The sequence below is a fragment of the Halorhabdus salina genome (genome assembly GCF_013839425.1).
Taxonomy (GTDB): Archaea; Halobacteriota; Halobacteria; order Halobacteriales; family Haloarculaceae; genus Halorhabdus; species Halorhabdus salina.
In genome coordinates this window covers 275,289-292,506 of sequence record NZ_JACDNP010000004.1, presented here as the reverse complement: position 1 = coordinate 292,506, position 17,218 = coordinate 275,289, and the positions used below count along the sequence as shown (strand labels likewise).

At 59.9% G+C, this 17,218-nt stretch carries 11 protein-coding genes; 5 read left to right on the top strand and 6 right to left on the bottom strand.

The genetic code is table 11. The annotated features are described in order from the left end of the window. Positions 1 to 15 precede the first annotated feature (15 nt). From HZR20_RS07815 to HZR20_RS07800, 4 genes are all read right to left on the bottom strand, one after another. A complete protein-coding gene (locus tag HZR20_RS07815; protein WP_181686021.1) occupies positions 16 to 2,244 on the bottom strand; it encodes an ABC transporter ATP-binding protein in 2,229 nt (742 codons plus the stop codon). Beyond that, positions 2,244 to 3,278, bottom strand: coding sequence for an ABC transporter permease (locus tag HZR20_RS07810; RefSeq protein WP_309484910.1), 1,035 nt, complete (start codon positions 3,276 to 3,278; stop codon positions 2,244 to 2,246). Before HZR20_RS07810 ends, HZR20_RS07815 begins: the two co-directional genes overlap by 1 nt. Then, entirely contained in the window at positions 3,265 to 4,272 is a 1,008-nt protein-coding gene (locus HZR20_RS07805; RefSeq protein ID WP_181686019.1) for an ABC transporter permease, read from the bottom strand. The genes HZR20_RS07810 and HZR20_RS07805 overlap by 14 nt, the downstream gene beginning before the upstream one ends. Positions 4,273 to 4,417: 145 nt before the next feature. Beyond that, a complete protein-coding gene (locus HZR20_RS07800) occupies positions 4,418 to 6,307 on the bottom strand; it encodes an ABC transporter substrate-binding protein (RefSeq protein WP_181686018.1) in 1,890 nt (629 codons plus the stop codon). A gap of 100 nt (positions 6,308 to 6,407) precedes the next feature. Between HZR20_RS07800 and HZR20_RS07795 the strand changes: the two genes are divergently transcribed. From HZR20_RS07795 to HZR20_RS07785, 3 genes are all read left to right on the top strand, one after another. Beyond that, positions 6,408 to 6,677 carry a hypothetical protein gene (locus HZR20_RS07795; RefSeq protein ID WP_181686017.1) on the top strand — a complete coding sequence of 90 codons (270 nt, stop codon included), beginning with the start codon at positions 6,408 to 6,410 and terminating at the stop codon, positions 6,675 to 6,677. Positions 6,678 to 6,915: 238 nt separating this feature from the next. Further along, positions 6,916 to 8,622: an alpha-glucan family phosphorylase gene (glgP, locus tag HZR20_RS07790; RefSeq protein ID WP_181686016.1), complete on the top strand. Its 1,707-nt coding sequence runs from the start codon at positions 6,916 to 6,918 to the stop codon at positions 8,620 to 8,622. Between the two features lie 116 nt (positions 8,623 to 8,738). Next, the gene (locus HZR20_RS07785; RefSeq protein WP_258560387.1) at positions 8,739 to 8,924 is read left to right on the top strand and encodes a 4-alpha-glucanotransferase; all 186 of its coding nucleotides are present in this window, start codon (positions 8,739 to 8,741) and stop codon (positions 8,922 to 8,924) included. Between the two features lie 255 nt (positions 8,925 to 9,179). Here HZR20_RS07785 and HZR20_RS07780 read toward each other — a convergent pair whose 3' ends face one another. After that, positions 9,180 to 11,105 carry an alpha-amylase family glycosyl hydrolase gene (locus HZR20_RS07780; protein WP_181686015.1) on the bottom strand — a complete coding sequence of 642 codons (1,926 nt, stop codon included), beginning with the start codon at positions 11,103 to 11,105 and terminating at the stop codon, positions 9,180 to 9,182. Positions 11,106 to 11,263: 158 nt separating this feature from the next. Between HZR20_RS07780 and HZR20_RS07775 the strand changes: the two genes are divergently transcribed. Then, the gene (locus HZR20_RS07775) at positions 11,264 to 13,546 is read left to right on the top strand and encodes an alpha-amylase family glycosyl hydrolase (RefSeq protein WP_181686014.1); all 2,283 of its coding nucleotides are present in this window, start codon (positions 11,264 to 11,266) and stop codon (positions 13,544 to 13,546) included. A 31-nt stretch (positions 13,547 to 13,577) separates the two neighbouring features. Here HZR20_RS07775 and HZR20_RS07770 read toward each other — a convergent pair whose 3' ends face one another. Next, complete coding sequence (locus HZR20_RS07770; RefSeq protein WP_181686013.1) at positions 13,578 to 15,854, bottom strand: alpha-amylase family glycosyl hydrolase; 2,277 nt, start codon at positions 15,852 to 15,854, stop codon at positions 13,578 to 13,580. Between the two features lie 526 nt (positions 15,855 to 16,380). On the opposite strand from HZR20_RS07770, the gene HZR20_RS07765 reads away from it, so the two are divergent. Next, the gene (locus HZR20_RS07765; protein ID WP_181686012.1) at positions 16,381 to 17,199 is read left to right on the top strand and encodes a hypothetical protein; all 819 of its coding nucleotides are present in this window, start codon (positions 16,381 to 16,383) and stop codon (positions 17,197 to 17,199) included. Positions 17,200 to 17,218 lie beyond the last annotated feature (19 nt).

Below are 17,218 nucleotides of genomic sequence, written 5' to 3'. Positions count from 1 at the left end.
AGGCGAATGTGGGCGTTATACTGTTTCGTCGATGGAGGCCATTTCGTCTTCGTCGGTGAGCGGTTCACTGTCCCAGTACTCGTGATCTTCGTCGTCCCGGAAGCAACTTGCGGAATGGACTCGTCCCCCTTCGACGTCGCCGCCGAGCGTCGGAGACTCGTGCTTGCAGACCTCTCGCGCTTCAGGACACCGCGTGTGGAACCGACAGCCAGTCGGCGGGTTCACCGGATCGGGAATGTCGATCGATCGAATCGGTGGCTCCGAAACTTCCTGGTCGGGTTCGACTGAGGCAGTTGCCCACTTCAGGACCTTCGTGTAGGGGTGTTTCGGATCCGAGAGCACTTCCCCTGCAGGACCGATTTCGACGATCTCGCCGAGGTACATGATGCCAAGCCGGCCGTCGGATTTCTCGGCGAGATAGCGGGCATTCGAGAGGTTATGAGAGATGAACAGATACGACGTGTTGAACTGCTCTTGGAGCTCCAACATGAGGTTCATCATCTCGACGCGCAGGGAGACGTCAAGCGCCGAGACGGCCTCATCGGCCAGGATCATATCGGGGTTCATCAACAGTGCTCGGATCAGTGCGACCCGCTGTTGCTCGCCACCCGAGAGTTGGTGGGGATACCGATTGGCGTAGTCAGCTGCCGGTTCAAGTCCACACCGTTCGAGCATTCCCAGTACGCGTGCCTGGCGGTCTTCGCTCTCTAAGTCCGGTTGCCACCGTTTCAGCGGCGCGGCCAGGGATGCCATTACCGTCCGGTTGGGGTTCAAGGCCCCGCCCGGATCCTGGTGGATGATCTGGAGGGATTTGCGGATCTCCTCGTAGGCGATATCGCCGATCCCATCGTCTTTCGTTGCCCAGATGTCCTGGCTGCGATACGAGACTGTCCCGCCTGTCGGTCGCTGGGCGGCGATTCCCGTTTTGCCAAGCGTCGTTTTGCCACAGCCACTCTCTCCGACCAGGGCGACCACGTCGTTTTCCGGAATTTCCAGGGAGACGCCGTCGACTGCCCGGACGATGTCCGGCTCTTCGAAGAGATCGAGGATGTTCTGGCTTTTCTCGAAGTGGACTTCGACGTCATCGAGCGTGACGACTGTCTCGTCGTCGGCCGTCGGGCGCCGGTCGCGATCGACGGTGCCCTCGTGGGCGTCGGCATCGATTTCGAGTGGCATCTCCGCTCTGGCCCGCTCCCAGTGATAACACGCTGCGAAGTGGTCCGCGTCCGTCGACGCTTCCCCGACGTTGTCCGTCCCGACGTCGTGGAACGGGGGATGTTCCTCCAGACACTCCTCGGTCGCGAGCGAACAGCGATCGGCGTACGTACAACCCGCCGGAATGTTCGAAGGATGCGGCGCCGATCCTTCGATCGGTTGCATTGTGTCCAGTGGTGCGTCGAGATTCGGAACGGCCTTCAATAGCGATCTGGTGTAGGGGTGGCCCGGCTCTGTGATAATCTCGTCTGATGGCCCCAGTTCGACGATCTCGAAGGCGTACAGGACGGCTAGCCTGTCGGCCAACCCTGCGACCAGCGGCAGGTCGTGGGTGATAAACACGATCGAGAGATTGTATTTCTCCTGGACGTCGTCGATCAGGCTCAAGATCGAGCGCTGCATCAACAGATCTAGGGCACCGGTCGGTTCGTCCATGACCAGCACCGATGGTTCGAGGACGATACTCAGCGCGATCAGTGCTCGCTGGGACATGCCGCCGCTGAGTTCGTGCGGATACGAATCTAACACTCGGTCCGGATCGAGATACAGGTCAGAGAGCAGTTCCCTAGCCCGTTCGATGCCTTCGTCCTGATCGACGTCGTGGGCTCTGAGCGTCTCATCGAAGTGGCCCTTGATCGTCATCGTCGGGTTGAACGAACTGAGTGCTCCCTGGAAGACCATCGATATTTCCTCCCAACGAAGCGACTTCAGCTGTGCGGTCGGAATATTGAGGACATCGACCGCCTCACCTCCCTCTGGCTGATAGGTGATGTCTCCCGAGACCTGTCCGGGCTTCTCGACGGCGTCGAGCAGTGCCGAGGCGAACATCGACTTACCACTGCCGCTTTCGCCAACGATGCCGAGGATCTCTCCCCGGTGGATATCGATGTCGACGCCGTTGACGACGTTTGCCTTGCCTTCGCCCGTCTCGTAGGAGACGACCAAATCTCGGACGGTCATGATATCGTCCGCGTGACCGCCGATCGGTTCCGCCTGCGTCATCGTGTCGATAGAATCGTTCGTTGCCATTATGAAACCGCTCCTACGGAGGTTGTCGGTTCACTCTCTTCTTCATCTTCGGGTCCGTTTTCGCCTGTCACTGTCTCGGCGTGGCGCGCACGCACGCGCGGGTTGAATAACCTATCTGCCGACTGCGCGAGCAGCGTCAGGCCAAGTGCGACGAGAACGACCGCGAACATCGGCACTGCGAGCCAGTGGAACGCCTCGAGTGACGTGACAGCACCGGCCTTCTGGTATGCGGAGTTCATCATCACACCCCAGTTCGTGCTGCTGTAGGGCAACACGCCGAGGAAGTACAATGCGACGGAGTTGAAGATCACCCAGCGGGCCTGCTGGACGAAATTCATTGCGATATACGGCATCAGGTTCGGAATGATGTCGATTCCGAGGATGCGCGTCAGCGAGATGTCCATGATCCGGGATGCCTCGACGTACTCAGACTCCCTGAGCGTCAGCACCTGCGATCGCAGCGAACGGGCCAGTCCCGCCCACGCGTTGATCGACAGCAGAATGCCGATGAGGTACGGATTCCCGGCGATCGGCAGCGATGCCGCGAGGATAATAACCAGCGGCAGGCCGGGAATCGTCATGGCGATATCCGAGATCGTCATTAGGACGCCATCGACAGTCCCGCCCTTGTATCCGGCCGTCGTCCCGATCACCGTCGCGACGATGACGGTGAACAGGGCGCCGGAAAGAATCATCTTCAGCATGTTTGGCGCGCCGTGGACGAGCTGTGACAGTATGCTTTGGCCAAGATAGGTCGTCCCGAGCGGGTATTCGAGAGTTCCCCACGGCCACGGTGGTGCCAGGAGCGGTCCGAGCGGCTCCGGTCGCTCGACAAGGCTCGGACCGATCAATGAGAGGAAGAGGAACAGCCCGATGATGACCAGCCCGATGCGTGCCCGCCAGTCAGTCCAGAGGATCCGGGCTGGGGCGAGGAGGAACTGGTCGACGCGGTGGCGGATCCGGTCGCGCCGGGACAGTGTTTCTTCGGCCGTTACTTCGAATGCATACTCCGAATCTACGTCAGTACGACTCACGTTCAGCACCTCCGCTAGCTCGCGGGTCGATAAGCCCGTACGTCAGATCGGCGATGAAGACACCGATCACCACTGCGATCGTGATGAGGAGGAACGCGCCCATCATCACGGGGAAGTCACGCCGCCCGATCGACTGAATTAGCTTTCGGCCGAGGCCAGGATACGCGAAGATCTCTTCGAGGATAACCGACCCCCCGAACATGTAGCCAATCGAGATGAGCAACAGCGTGTACATCGGCAGAAGCGCGTTTCGACCGACGTACCGGAGCGCGATACGCCCCTCCGAGAGCCCCCGGAGCCGCGCGACCCGGAGGTAGTCTTCCCCCAGGATACGGATACTGTTGCCCCGCATGTTCAGCGCCCACCCTCCGAACCCGGTCAACACGAGTGAGCCGACCGGGAGTGTTGCGTGTTTGATCGAACTAAAGACAAATGGGAGATTCAATCCCGGTGTGACGCTGGACGCGTAGTGACCGCCGGTGGGCAACAACTCCCACTGGTAGCCAACGAACGCGATCAGCACCAGGCCAACGACGTAGAATGGGACTGACTGCAGGAGGATCCCGATTCCCGTCGTCGCGACGTCGAAGTTGCTCCCCTCCCGGTAGGCCATGAACGCCCCGAGTCCGATTCCGATGACGAACATCAGAAACAACCCAGTTGTCATGATGAACAGCGTCCACGGCGCTCGCTCGGCGAGGACCGTCGAGACTGGCTTGTTGAGCCAGACGGATTGGCCCAAGTCGCCGTGGAGGAGCCCCCAAAGATAATTGCCGTACTGTACCCAGATTGGTTCGTCCGGAGAGATCGCCGTCAACGCCTCAATCCGTGCCTGCAACTCGGATGTTGTGATGCTCGGATTTTGCTGCATGAGGTATCCGCGCAGGGCTTGCATTGGGCCACCGGGTAACAATCGGATCAACCCGAATGTGAGCGTAATGACGGCCCAGACGGTAAAGACAGCGCGTCCGGTTCGTTTTAGTACATAATTCATGATTGTTCGTCGTGTATTGTGGACGAAACGGAAGTATTTATGATGGTGTCGTCACCGGCGTGCCGACCGAGCGACCCCGTGCGGGGAAGTGGACTATCGTTGTGTGGTGGACAACCGCTCGCTCAGCAGCCCGCGTGTCGCTGGTCTATTCGAGCTTGGCCGTCCAGTCTCCCCGTCGCGGGAGCCACTCGTTGGGCCAGTAGGTCTGGAGCTTGTCGCTGTCCTTGGCTGGGACGTTCCAGTCGTCGGTCGTCAGGAACGTCTGGGCCTGTTTCTCCATCATCGGAATCGCCGGTAGTGACTGGTTGATGGTCCAGGCGAGCTCTTTGACGAGTTGCTGGGCCTGGTCTCCGCTCGCTGAGGACAGCTTTTGCAGCTTCGGAAGGGGGTTGACTTCCTGGGGTTCGGCGTCCGGCTGCCCGTACGGCGGGACCATGACGGTCTCGGGCACGTTCCAGTAGGACGTCGCATCGTTGCTGTTGAGCATCCAGCTCTGGTGGAAGAACGGGTATCGACGCCCGTAGTCCGTCCAGGACTGGGAGGCCATATCGAAGTCGCTGTTGACGTAGGACTTGCCCCAGTACGTCGAGGACGATTCCGTGAGCAAATTGGCGTCGATCCCGAAGTTCTGCAGTTGCGCGACGATGGTTTGGTCGGCAGAGACCCAATCGGAGAACGACGACGTCACTTTCAGATCCATCGAGATCTTGTTACCGTCGCTGTCGCGCCACGTACCGTCGGATTTCGAGTAGCCGGCCTCTTCCATCAGCTGGGCCGCCTTCTCGAGATCGTGGCTGTATTTCTCGAAGGTACTGTAGTCGTCACCGAGCCACTCTTTGACGTCGCCGGCCAGCTGGCTCGTGATCCCACTCGGCACGTTGACGCCGACCTTGGTCCCGGTACCGCCACCGGAATTGCGGGCAACGAGTTGGCGATTGATGGCGTAGGCGAACGCCTGGCGCACCTTTCGCTTGCCGAGGTGTTTGTTCTCCCAGTTGGGAATGAGCCCCATTCCGTAGTGTCGCGGGATCGTCCCGACCTCGACGTTGTCGGGCAGCTTCTGGAGCTGGTTTTCAGGCATGAACAGGGTATCGTACCCGTCCGTGACGCCGTTTTGGAGCATCTGCCAGCGCTTCTGGTTCGACGGTGAGTATCGGTACTCGACCTCCGGGAAGTTGAACTGGTCTGCATCCGGGTGATCCTCGTACTTCGTGAGGAGGGTCCGCTGTGAGTCGGCGTCTTCGAACTGGAATGGGCCGGCGCCGATCGGCTCGTCGTCGGGCGTGATCGTCCACTTGCTGGTCAGTTCGTTGGTAACCGCCGAGCGCTCGTCTTCCGTCGTGGCGTCGTGATACCGCTCGACGAACCGCCCGAAGCCTTCGTAGGACGCACCGTCGAGGGTGTACGGCGTGTAAATGTGCTTTGGCTGCAACAGGCCCATTGCGATGGACGTGTTGACATCACTTAACTGGAGTTCGACCGTCGTATCGTCGATTTTCTGTACGGACTCCTGAATGTCTCCATTGAGGTAATTTTTCAGGGTCCCACCGGTGTACATGTCCAGTTCAAGCTGGGCGAGGAGGTCGTCGGCGGTGACGGACTGGCCCGTCTGCCACGTGAGTCCGTCCCGGACGGTCAGGGAAATCGAGTTGCCATCCCATTCCCAGTCCGAGATGGCGTACCCCTCGTACTCTCCCGACGTCAGGTTGAAGTACATGAACCGGTCGAACATGAACCGACGGGGCTTCGGGAAGTTCTTCGTGTTGTACGGGTTGTAGTTCGACGAGTTCGGATTGGGCCACTGGGCAAACGAGAGGGTCGGATCTATCGGATCGCCCTGCTCGGTGGTCTCGGTTTCGTCTCCAGTGTCTGCTCCCTCGCCTTCCGTCTCCGTCGGACCGCTGTCTTCTTGAGTCGTCGTATCGCCGCCACCACACCCGGCTAACATGCCGACTGCCGCCGCACCACCGGCACCCAGCAACCGGCGTCGTGTCATCCAGTTCATCTCCGTCGCGTCGGTATTGCCGTCCGGCATACCCCCATAGTTTATAGCCGTGGTTGAAATAATTTGTGCTCCACTTGTTCACCCCGATTGGTGACACAATATTTATAACGGAAGACGAGAATGTACTCGTATGAACGCAGATTCTGCCGCCAAAGTGGCTCCACAGTCGCTGCTTGGTGGTCTCAGGGACGACCACCCGGCAATCGTCGGTTTCGTCGTATTGGAACTGGCTGTCGTGCTCTTGTCAGTTATGACGAGTATCCTCGCCGGCGGACAAGGTGGTGAACAGACGTTACTCAACGAGCTGGCTGGACTCTTGTTCGCCGTCGCAATCATCTACGGCGTTATCGGGACGATCGGGTTCGCTATCGTCTTGGGCGTGCGCTTGTTCACGACGTGAGGAATCCGTTCACGCTCCGCCCGCACGACGCGAGTTGCTTATAAAGAAATAGAAATAAAATATTTTCAATAAAATCATCCCGATATTCGTTTGAATATATCACATCGGAAGACGCTTTTTTTGGTTCTTTAGCCACTGTATTCGTCTATTTTGTACGTTTGCTTTCTATCTGTCGTCATCGTTCCCACTCGAACATTCCATTAGATTTTTAAATGAGGGTAATCGAGATCCGGGAACGATGACCGCGACCGACACGACCACCGACTTCGATGGACGAATCGCCTACTATACGATGGAGATCGCCATCGACAATGCTCTCAACACCTACAGCGGCGGTCTGGGTGTCCTCGCTGGCGACACGATCCGATCGATGGCCGACATGGAGGTCCCTGCTGTTTGTGTCACACAGCTCAACGAGAAGGGGTATTGTCGACAGACTCTCGAAGCGGATGGCTCACAGATTAGCGAACCGGACCCCTGGCCGGTAGAAGACCATTGTGACCGACTGGATGTCGAGACGACCGTCTCCGTGTTCGGCCGAGACGTGACTGTGACGGCCTGGCGGTACGATGTCGAGTCGACGAAGAGTGACGGCGTCGTCCCGATCATCTTTCTGGACACCAACGTCGACGACAACGACGAAAAAGCCCGCCAGTTCACACAGCGCCTCTATGCTCCCGGATACGGTGAGGACGTCACCCTGGCTCAGGAACTTGTTCTCGGGATCGGAGGGACCCGGATCCTCGACGAACTCGGTTACGAGGTCGATACGTACCACATGAACGAGGGCCACGCGGCGTTCCTTACGACGGAACTACTGCAGGGGCGGGGGCTATCCCCGGAGCAGGTTCGCGAGAAGAGCGCGTTCACGACCCACACGCCGGTCGAGGCCGGTCACGACCAGTTCGACTGGGCGATGGTCGAGGACGCTCTCGGTCCGTCTTTCGACATCGACCCGCTTCGAGCATACAGTCACGATCAAGGGCTGAACATGTCACTGTTGGCGCTGCACCTCTCGGGCTACGCCAACAGCGTCGCCAAGAAACACCAGGAGGTCTCGCGGAACATGTTCCCCGAGTTTGATATCGATGCGATTACCAATGGCGTTCACGTCCCCTACTGGATCGGGGACGCCTTTGGTGACCTCTATGACGAGCATATCACGGGGTGGCGGGAGAACCCCTACAAGTTCAAACACGCCACGGTGCTTCCCGACGAGGATCTCTGGGAGGCCCACCAGGCACAGAAGCGCGAGACTATCGAATTCATCAACGAGCGTGAGGGGGCAAATCTCGATCCCGAGACGCTGACGATCGGCTTCGCCCGGCGGGCGGCCGCGTACAAGCGTGCCGACCTGCTGTTTTACGACACTGACCGCCTGCGAGAGATCGCCAAGAACGTTGGCGACTTCCAGGTCATCTACGCCGGGACGGCGTTCCCGGGGGACGAGAACGGCGAGCAGAAGATCCGCGATGTCGTCGCCAACGCCAAAGAGCTTGAGGGTGTCGTCGATGTCGAGTACGTCCAGAATTACGATATGGAACTGGGCGCAAAGCTCACCTCGGGTGTCGATGTCTGGCTCAACAACCCCCGCCGCCCACTCGAAGCCTGTGGGACCTCCGGGATGAAGGCTGCCTACAACGGCATCCCGCAGTTCGGGACGCTCGATGGCTGGTGGGTCGAGGGCCATATCGAGGGCGAAACGGGCTGGAAAATCGGCCCCGAACCCGAAGAGAGTACCCCAGACCAGACTTCCGACGAAGAAGAGACCCGCCAGGACGCGATGGCGCTGTACGACCAACTCGAGAACGAAGTCGTCCCGACGTACTACGACGATCGCGAGGAGTGGATCGACGTGATGCGCCAGACGATCGCGTTCAACGGCCCCTATTATCACACTCGCCGGATGGTCCGGGAGTACCTGCTGGACGCGTATACGAAGTGAACGGCTTTGTGATCGGTCGCTTCGGTTCTCTTTTGTGACAATCACATCCGTTCAACCCACCCCGCGTGGAAGCTCCGGGCATGTCTTTCGGGAGATAGCGCGGTGTCTTTCTGCACTTGTCCTCGCTGTCTGGGCCTGATGGGTTCGGCACGCTCGGTGAGCCCACTCACGAGTTTGTCGATTTCCTCGCTACGGCCGTGCAGTCCCTTTGGCAGCCCTGCCCGGTTGGTCCGACCGACCCGGGCCAGGGTAACTCGTCGTATCGGCGTACTCCGTACGCGCTGGGGATTCTTTGTTCGTGAGAGAACTTCCGTCCCGTCGAACTCCGCTTCACCATCACCTTCTCTGGATGCAATCCCGTGAAACGATCGACGAAATTACGGAAGTACAAGGAGAAAGCCCCGCCCTTCAGGGCGGGGAGGCTGTCAATGGTGTCGAGTTCGGAGTTGCTTCTGTCTCCTCTATCTTGTCTGCTGAAGACGACGCCTGGCACTGGTGGCCTGCGTCGACTGTATTAGACGTGCGAAACGTCCACCACGTTGCCGGCCGAAAATCTCTCACTCTGCTGGCAGGATCACGGCGTCCTCGACGGTAACACCGGCCTCCGCGGCTACGTTCTCGTCACTAAGTTCGTCGACCGGCTCGACAGTTTCTTCGGGAAGTCCGACTGTTTTGACCTCGTGACCGAAGTTCAAAACGACGACGTAGCGGGTTGTCTCGTTCTCGCGAGCGTAGGCAACGACTTGCTCTGAGTCTGTGTCGACCTCGATCGGTTCGAAGTCGCCCTCGTATCGTAGGGCGTCGATCTCCTCGCGCGTGCCGCTGAGTTGCTGATAGAATGCGAGCAAATCCTCGTCGCGGTGGTCCCAGTCGCTTTTCCCGCGCCGCTGGCGCTCGCCGAACTCCTGGCCGGCATAGAGCATCGGCATGCCGGGCAGCGTGAACGTCGCTGTCGCGGCCGCCTGGACAGCATGCGTGCCAACTGCCGAAACGTACCGTTCCTCATCGTGGTTCTCGATGTACGTCAGGAAGCCGGCGTGATCCGGGAAGCCGATTCGGTGGCGACTCTCCAGGGCGTGATAGAGCTGTTTGGCCGGTTGATTGCCCTGACCGATCTGCAACAGATCGAAGTACAATCCGGCGTCGAAGTGGACGTCGAAACAGAGGTTATGGAAGTCCGCGACGTATGGAATCGTCTCGTCCATCAACAGGAACTCTTCGTCGATGGTTTTGACCGTCTCGCGGATTTCCTGCCAGAAGGGCATGGGTACGGCCCAGGCCATATCACACCGAAAGCCGTCGACGATCCCGGCCCATTTCTCGACGGCATCAAGCAGGTGTCGACGGACTTCGAGGTTCGTATAGTCGAAATTCGCGATCAACTCCCAGTCGAAGTACGTCTCAGGTTCACGAGCCTCCTGGTCCACCCAGTCGTACCATTCGAGGTACTGCTCGTCCCCGGCGAGGGCACGCTGGTAGAACTCGTGGTCCCGGGCCGAGTGGTTGAGGACGAGGTCGAATAGTACGCGCATGTCCCGGTCGTGGGCCTCGGCGATGAACGCCCGGAATGCGTCCTCCCCACCGAGGTCCTCTGCGATCGAGAAGAACTCTGTGATATTGTAGCCATGGTCATTGCCGTCGTGCTGGAGGACGGGCGTGAACCACAGTGTGTCGACACCGAGGTCCTGAATGTGGTCGAGTTTCTCGGTGATCGCGTCGAATATCGATTGGCCGGGCTCGGGGTCGACGTATCCCCGGACGTAGATCTCCGAGAGTGTCATCTCCTTGCTCCAGGCTGGGGGCTCGTTGAGGCGATCGACATCGCCATTCGGGTGGACGCGAACCGAATCGGGAACGCTGTACTGCTCGCCGACCGCGATGGCATGAACGCGCGCGTCGTCGTCGAGTGCCTCAATTGGAACTTCCAGCACACGACCGTCGACCGAATAGTCATCGAGTGTGTCACGGTCGTCGACGTAGAATTCGACGTCGAGGTTGGCGGGTGGCGCGCCGCGGTGTGGTTCGGTCTGTGGCTGGGCTCGCAAGACAACCGTTCCACCGTCTTGTTCGCCCTCGAGTGTGAGCCGCGGTCGCGCTTTGCCCGGCTCTGGAGGGGTGCGCCCGGAGCCGACGCCCGAATCGGCTCGGCTCTCAGCGCCGCTTGTTCTTCCACTCCTCCTGCTACCGCTCGCGCCGCTGTGTCCGTTTGTGGGGGTCGCTGTCTCATCGGCGATCGCCATCCTAGCTGGGAACGTCCGGATGGTGAGCTCGTGTTCGCCGTCCGGTGCTGCGAGGACGACAGTGTACCGTCCGGGGATGTCCGGGGCGAACGTCTCGACGGCGTCGTCGCCCACTACTGCGTGACTTCCGTCCGGGGCCGCCTCGATACGCCAGGTGTACGCACCCGACGGATCAGGCTTTCGCGGGGCGAGTTCGGTCGACTCTCCCACGGCCAGGAACCGGGGTGGTCCGGGATGGTGCATGGACATAATCTACTCGTTGGAAACGGGTGTTGAAAATAGCTGTGCCATCGACGTTCATCGTCCACCCAGCCCTCACGGCACTACTGGGGAAGGGTTAACACGCTCTCGGATACTCCTCTCAAATATTCACACCTGTTGTTGTCTATTCGGTGAATATTATGGTAGAACACTACGATTCTGACAGTCACCATCCGGGCCCGCCACGGTTCCTACAGTTGGGAGAGAGCATCGTCGATCCAATCTACGTTGATATGGCACATGGTTACGACAGGGACAACCTTGCGCCGACGATCGCGGGATCGCCAGAACGCGATCCTAGCCCGTACCGGAAAGAGGCATTCGTCTGGCGCCTTCGAGAGAAACCCGACGGCAGCAAAGCCGGCCTGGAGTACGCACCGACACCCTTCGAAGCGGATGCTGAGCAGTACGACGAGGGTACTCACAGCACCGTCGAGTTCGAACCTGACGAGCCCGGAATGTATGTCTTCGAGCTCGATGCACCGGATGGCACCCACGAGTTGACGCTGGAAGTGTTTCCGCCGCCAGTCACCGAAGATGGCGTCGAGTTGTTCGACATCGAAGACGAACTCCCAACTGACGCCCGAGAGGCGACCGGCGGACCGCCACGGCTCGAACTCGACGGGGACTACGATGCTGACGCCGGCGAGTTCGTGATCGAATCGAACCCGAAACTCGCGCCCGACAGCTACGCTGTCCCCGAGGATCTGGACGTCTCTTTCCTCCCGCACGACGCTGCGTCCCTCGACCGGTCGGAGATCGTTGTCGACGGGACGACCGCCCGGATTCCCCGCGAAGCGCTCGAGGCACCGACGCGACTGTTTGCCGCCCCTTACGACGGGGTACGCCTGGGTACGACCGACGAAATCGTTCTCGATCCGGACGACGCGGACGTCGACCTTCCTAACCGGCCGCCGGCGTGGATCGATGACGCTGTCGTCTACGAGATTTTCACCCGATCGTTCGCCGGCCAGAACGGCGAAACCGACCTTGCGTTCCTCACTGAGACGGTCGACTACCTCGCGGAATTGGGTGTCGACGTTGTCTGGCTGACGCCGATCGTGCCGGCTTGGAGTGCCACGGTCGATACTGCGCCGGGCGGCCCGCACGGCTACGACGCCAGCGATTACTTCTCCGTCGCCGAGGATCTGGGAACGATCGAAGACTTCGAACGCTTCGTCGAGAGTTGTCACAATCACGATATCAAAGTTTGTTTCGATCTCGTCATCAACCACGTTGGGTGGGACCACGAGGCCTGGCAAGACACGATCGGTGACCTCGGTGGGGAGCCCGACGATCCGTACGCGTTTCCCGACGTTCAGTCCTGGGATACCGATTCACCGTATTTCGACTGGTTCGACCGGCAGTCACGGACCAACGGCATCGACGCTACACCCGCACAGACGAGTTTCTTCGATGTCCGCTTACACCCGAACCTCAACTTCGGCAATCTAGCGCTTCGAGAGCATATCCTCGCCGTCGTGGACTTCTGGTCTGATATTGTCGACGCATTCCGGTGTGACATCGCGTGGGGGGTTCCCCACTCCTTCTGGACGGAAGCCCGACAGTTAACTCGTGAGAAGGATGCCGAGTTTCTGTGGCTCGATGAATCCATCCCTCGGATTCCGTCGATGGGCGAATCGGAATTCGACCTGCACTTTGATTCGACGGAGTTCATGCGAACCGCCCACGCCGTCGCCCGGGGTGAGCGGCCGCCCAGGGATCTCCTCAGCGCGATTGAAGCGCGCCAACACGACGGCTTCCCAGCATACTCTCGCGTGATCAATTCCACGGAGAACCACGACGAGTCCCGACTGTACCACGAAGCGAAAGCCCACGGCCATCGTGACGACCCCGCAGCGGCCCAGCGCGCGGCTCTCGCCGCGGCGTTTACACTCCCTGGCGTGCCGATGCTGTACTACGGCCAGGAGCGACTCATTACCGAGTACGGGCAGCGCCGCGAGAGTCCCTACTTCGGCCGCGAGGATCAGACAGGCGATATCAAGGCCGACCCGTACAAGCGGGCGTTCATGAACTGGGAAGAGTACGACCAAGACCATCTCGGATTCGTCTCGGATCTCGTCGACTTCTATCACGACTCGCCGGTCTTGGGCCCGGAAGCGACGCTGGTCCGGGAAGCCCACCGCGCGGAAGCCGGCAACGACGTGCTGGTGTTTGGCCGGGACGCCGGCGAGGAAAAACGTGTCGTCGTCATCAACTTCGCTGACCACCCTCACTGGATCGATCTCCGGCTGCCGGTCGAGACATACGATCTGTTCACCGGCGAGGACTTACTCGTCGATCGCGAAGAGGACGCGGTCACTGTCGAGGTCGAGACACTCGCTGTCTTCGAGACGCCGACGCTGTTCGATCAGGGCCACAACGATTGGCACGAAGGCGAGCCGCTGCCGAACGATCCGTAATCTGCCTCGTGGTCCCGTTCACGAACGCCGATTACGGCCGATCCAGCCCGGAGAGCGTCATCCCCTCACCGGCTTTCGCGCCGTACCGACCTGGCGACCACTCGGTTACCGTCTCGTCTCGTTTCTTGATCCACTCGAACTCGAAGTACGTTCCATTAGGGACGTCGATCTCGGTCGTCCATGTCGGGTAGTCCTCGGCGTTCATCGGGACTGCGTCGTCGGGATCGAAGGAACCGAGGGCGTCGAGACTCCCCGTGAGATAGACTTCCTCTCCCCAGTCGGTCTCGACATCGACCGCGAGGGTCGTCGAGACGGGCTCGCCTGACTCGAACCTGGGCTCGGGCTGGAACCACCGATACTCGTAGGGAGCCAGGAAGACTCGCCGGTCGGCAAAGATGCCCGTCTCGTCGTCGAGGATATTCGTTAGCCCGCTGTCGGTCCAGACATCCGTGAGCCCCTCCAGTGGGACTGCCTGTGGCTCAGCGGAAAAGTTCGCAATCGCCAACATGCGCTCGCCGTCGTAGACGCGCTCGACGACGAAGATTTCCGCGGGTCCGATGTCCAAGATACGCTCTTGGGCCTGGGCGTGTACTGGCGTCAGTCCCTTGCGGGCATCCGAGAGAGCGGCGATCCCGTCAAACAGTCGCTGTTCGACGGTATTGTCTTCGGTTCGTTTCCTGGCGGCGTCCCAATCGAAGGACGGGCGGTGGACCCAGCGGTTGTCATCGGCTTTCATCGGATCCGCAAGGTACGAGAAGTCGTTGCGCTGTCCGATCTCGATGCCACTGTAGAGGAGTGGCATGCCCTTCATCGCGTAGACGACGCTGTGTAACAGGAGTCCACGGCGGATCGCCATGTCGACATCTTCGCTGTCGCCTTCGATCCGGGCACGCTGGAGGCCGGTCAGCGCCGCCATCGTCCCGGATGTCCGGGCCTCACCGGTCGCTTCTTCGACCTGGAAGCGGTAGCCCTCGGCGTAACTGTCGGTCGTGTCGCCAGCGTAAAAGTCAGCACAGAACCGGCGCTCGGCTGTCGGATCGCGTCCGAGGGCGGCCCGAACGTCACCGTTGTCGAGTCCCCAGCCGATGTCGTCGTGACACCGGACGTAGTTGAGCCAGGTCGCCGACTCGGGTGTTGCTGGAAGTTCCGCCATCGCGTGAGAGAGCAATCGGGCGTCCTCACGAGCCAGCGCGTGCCAGGCGTGGGCCATTAGCGGTGCGCCATAGGCAATCTCACACTCTTGGCCCTCGTGGCCGCCGGTCCCGAGGTACTTGATTGTCTCCTCGGGTGAGACAATCGCTTCGGCTTTAAATAGAACGCCCGGGGCAGCGATCCGAACTAGGGCGCGATAGGCCCGCAAGATCCAGTGTGCCTCGGGTAAGTTTCGGCAGTCAGTGCCCATCTCTTTCCAGAGGAACGGAACCGCATCGAGGCGCAGCGAATCGGTCCCGATATTCGCGACAAAGAGCAGTTCTCGCAAGAGCTGGACGAAGACGTCCGGATTCGAGTAATCGAGATCCCACTGAAAGTCATAGAAACTCGTCCAAACCCACCGGTCCATCGCCTCATTGTATGTGAAATTTCCCGGCGCGAAGTCGGGGAAGACCTCGGGAACCGTCTCCTCGTATTGGTCCGGCTTCGTTCGATCCTCGAACGTGAGATAGAAGTCCTCGAAACGCTCCTCGCCGGCACGGGCAGCCTGGGCCCACTCGTGCTCGCGGGCGGTGTGGTTCATCACGAAGTCTAACGACAGCAAGATGTTCTCCTCTCGGAGGTCCGCGGCCAGTTTGCGGAGGTCCTCCATCGTCCCGAGATCGGGATCGACCGATCGGTAGTCTTTGACTGCGTACCCTCCGTCTGACTGTCCGTTCCGGGGCTCTAGCAGGGGCATAAGGTGGAGGTAGGTCACCCCGAGTTCTTTCAGGTATGGGATCTTCTCACGGACGCTATCGAGGTCGCCAGCAAACAGGTCCACGTAGGCCATGTACGCGATGTGGTCGGGTTGCTGGAACCAGTCGGGATTCCGGGCGCGCTCACGATCGAGTACACGGAGCTCGTCGTTGCGATCTTCGTAGCCCGAAACGGCCGCATCGATAGCCCGTATTGCCCACTCGGCTGATTGGGCGCTATCGCCGTAGACTGTGGAGAACGCCTCCCAGAACGTCTGTAGGTGCGATTTGATGCGGTCACGGAGGATATCGGCGTCAGGGTGGTCGGCATAGCGGTCCGTGAGTCGTTCGTGTAGCGCTTCCACCGGATTGTCGTCGTCCCAGTTGGCTGGGTTGACGTCGGGATCGTGTCTATCCATCGTATCTGTCTTCTAGTATCCTGTGCTCGGTGTCCGTTACTACCGTTCGATCGTTCCGCTGCTCGGTTTCCCACTACTACGGCACTCGGTACGCCAGCCGTCCTGACTGCTGGCAACGAGTCGGTGCCTGTCCTGCGGGCGTCCGGAGGGTTGGGTACGGCAATCCGCCTGCTGGCTCACTTCGAGCCCATCGTCGTGTTTCAGGTTGCTCATACTTTTGATTCCGGCAGTGACAGTGCTATATACCGTCGACCGTGTCACAAAGTGGGTTCACGTTCACTTCTCGCCTCATCTGGGAAGCCCTCGCCCATTGCTGTTTTGATCGATCGCTGGCGACATTTGGTGATACTGCCGGCTGTAACATCTCGGGAGGATTTCGGTCCCCTGAGTGGCGAAAATCCCCACGAACTTACGCAGAATCAAGGAGAAAGCCTCGCGCTTCAGCGCGGGGAGGATGTCAAGTAATCGCCCTCGTGAGGAATCGTATCCACAGCAGTCATTACGGCTCGTCACGAAAACTGGGAATATGGATCTTCTCGAGCGGCTCAGGGAGCCAGCCTATACCGGCGAGAATCGATGCTTGCCGTGTACTGTTGTCAACGCCATTCTGGTAGGCGTGGCCACGGCGTGGCTGTATCGACGAGATCGAACGCTCGCCAGCCTTGCGGTGGCAACGATTGGCGCGGGCCTGATTTACATTCGCGGCTATGTGGTTCCATACACGCCAACGTTTGCACCTCGCCTCATCGAGGCCGCTCCGATCCCGTCTTCGATATTTCACGACGGCAGGACGACACCAGGTCCCGCCGAGTCCACGTCACTCGGGGACGTTGCGGACGACGGTGGTGCCGTTCTGGACGAACTGGCGGCAGCTGACGTTGTCATGGTCGAGGACGAAACGGTCCAACTCACTGATGCGGTCGATTCGAGCTGGCACGAGGAAATGGACCGTCTCGCGGTGCTTTCAGACGGGGAACTTGCAAACGAGATCGAACGAACGATTCCGCATGTCGACGACGCCGAGCCACTGGAAGTTGACGACCAACTGTGGTTCGTGCTCGGAACCAACGACGAATATCTCTCCAAACTTGTTGCAATCTCTGAGTTGGGGGGCTATCGGGCGCTGGACTCGTTTCTCGACGATTCGCTTCGACTCGCTGGTGCCCGGTCCCTTCGGATGTTTCTCACTGTCTGTCCCGTTTGTGGCTCCGAAATCGTCCCGTCGACAGAGGCTAACTGCTGTGGGGCATATGCGGACTCTGGTGTTCCCCCGAAAGACCTCCGCATCTGCCCGGAGTGTGAACAGCGGGTGTTCGAGTTTCCCGCCGAGGACAGCGTTGCCTGACTGGGTGCCAGCCACCGCT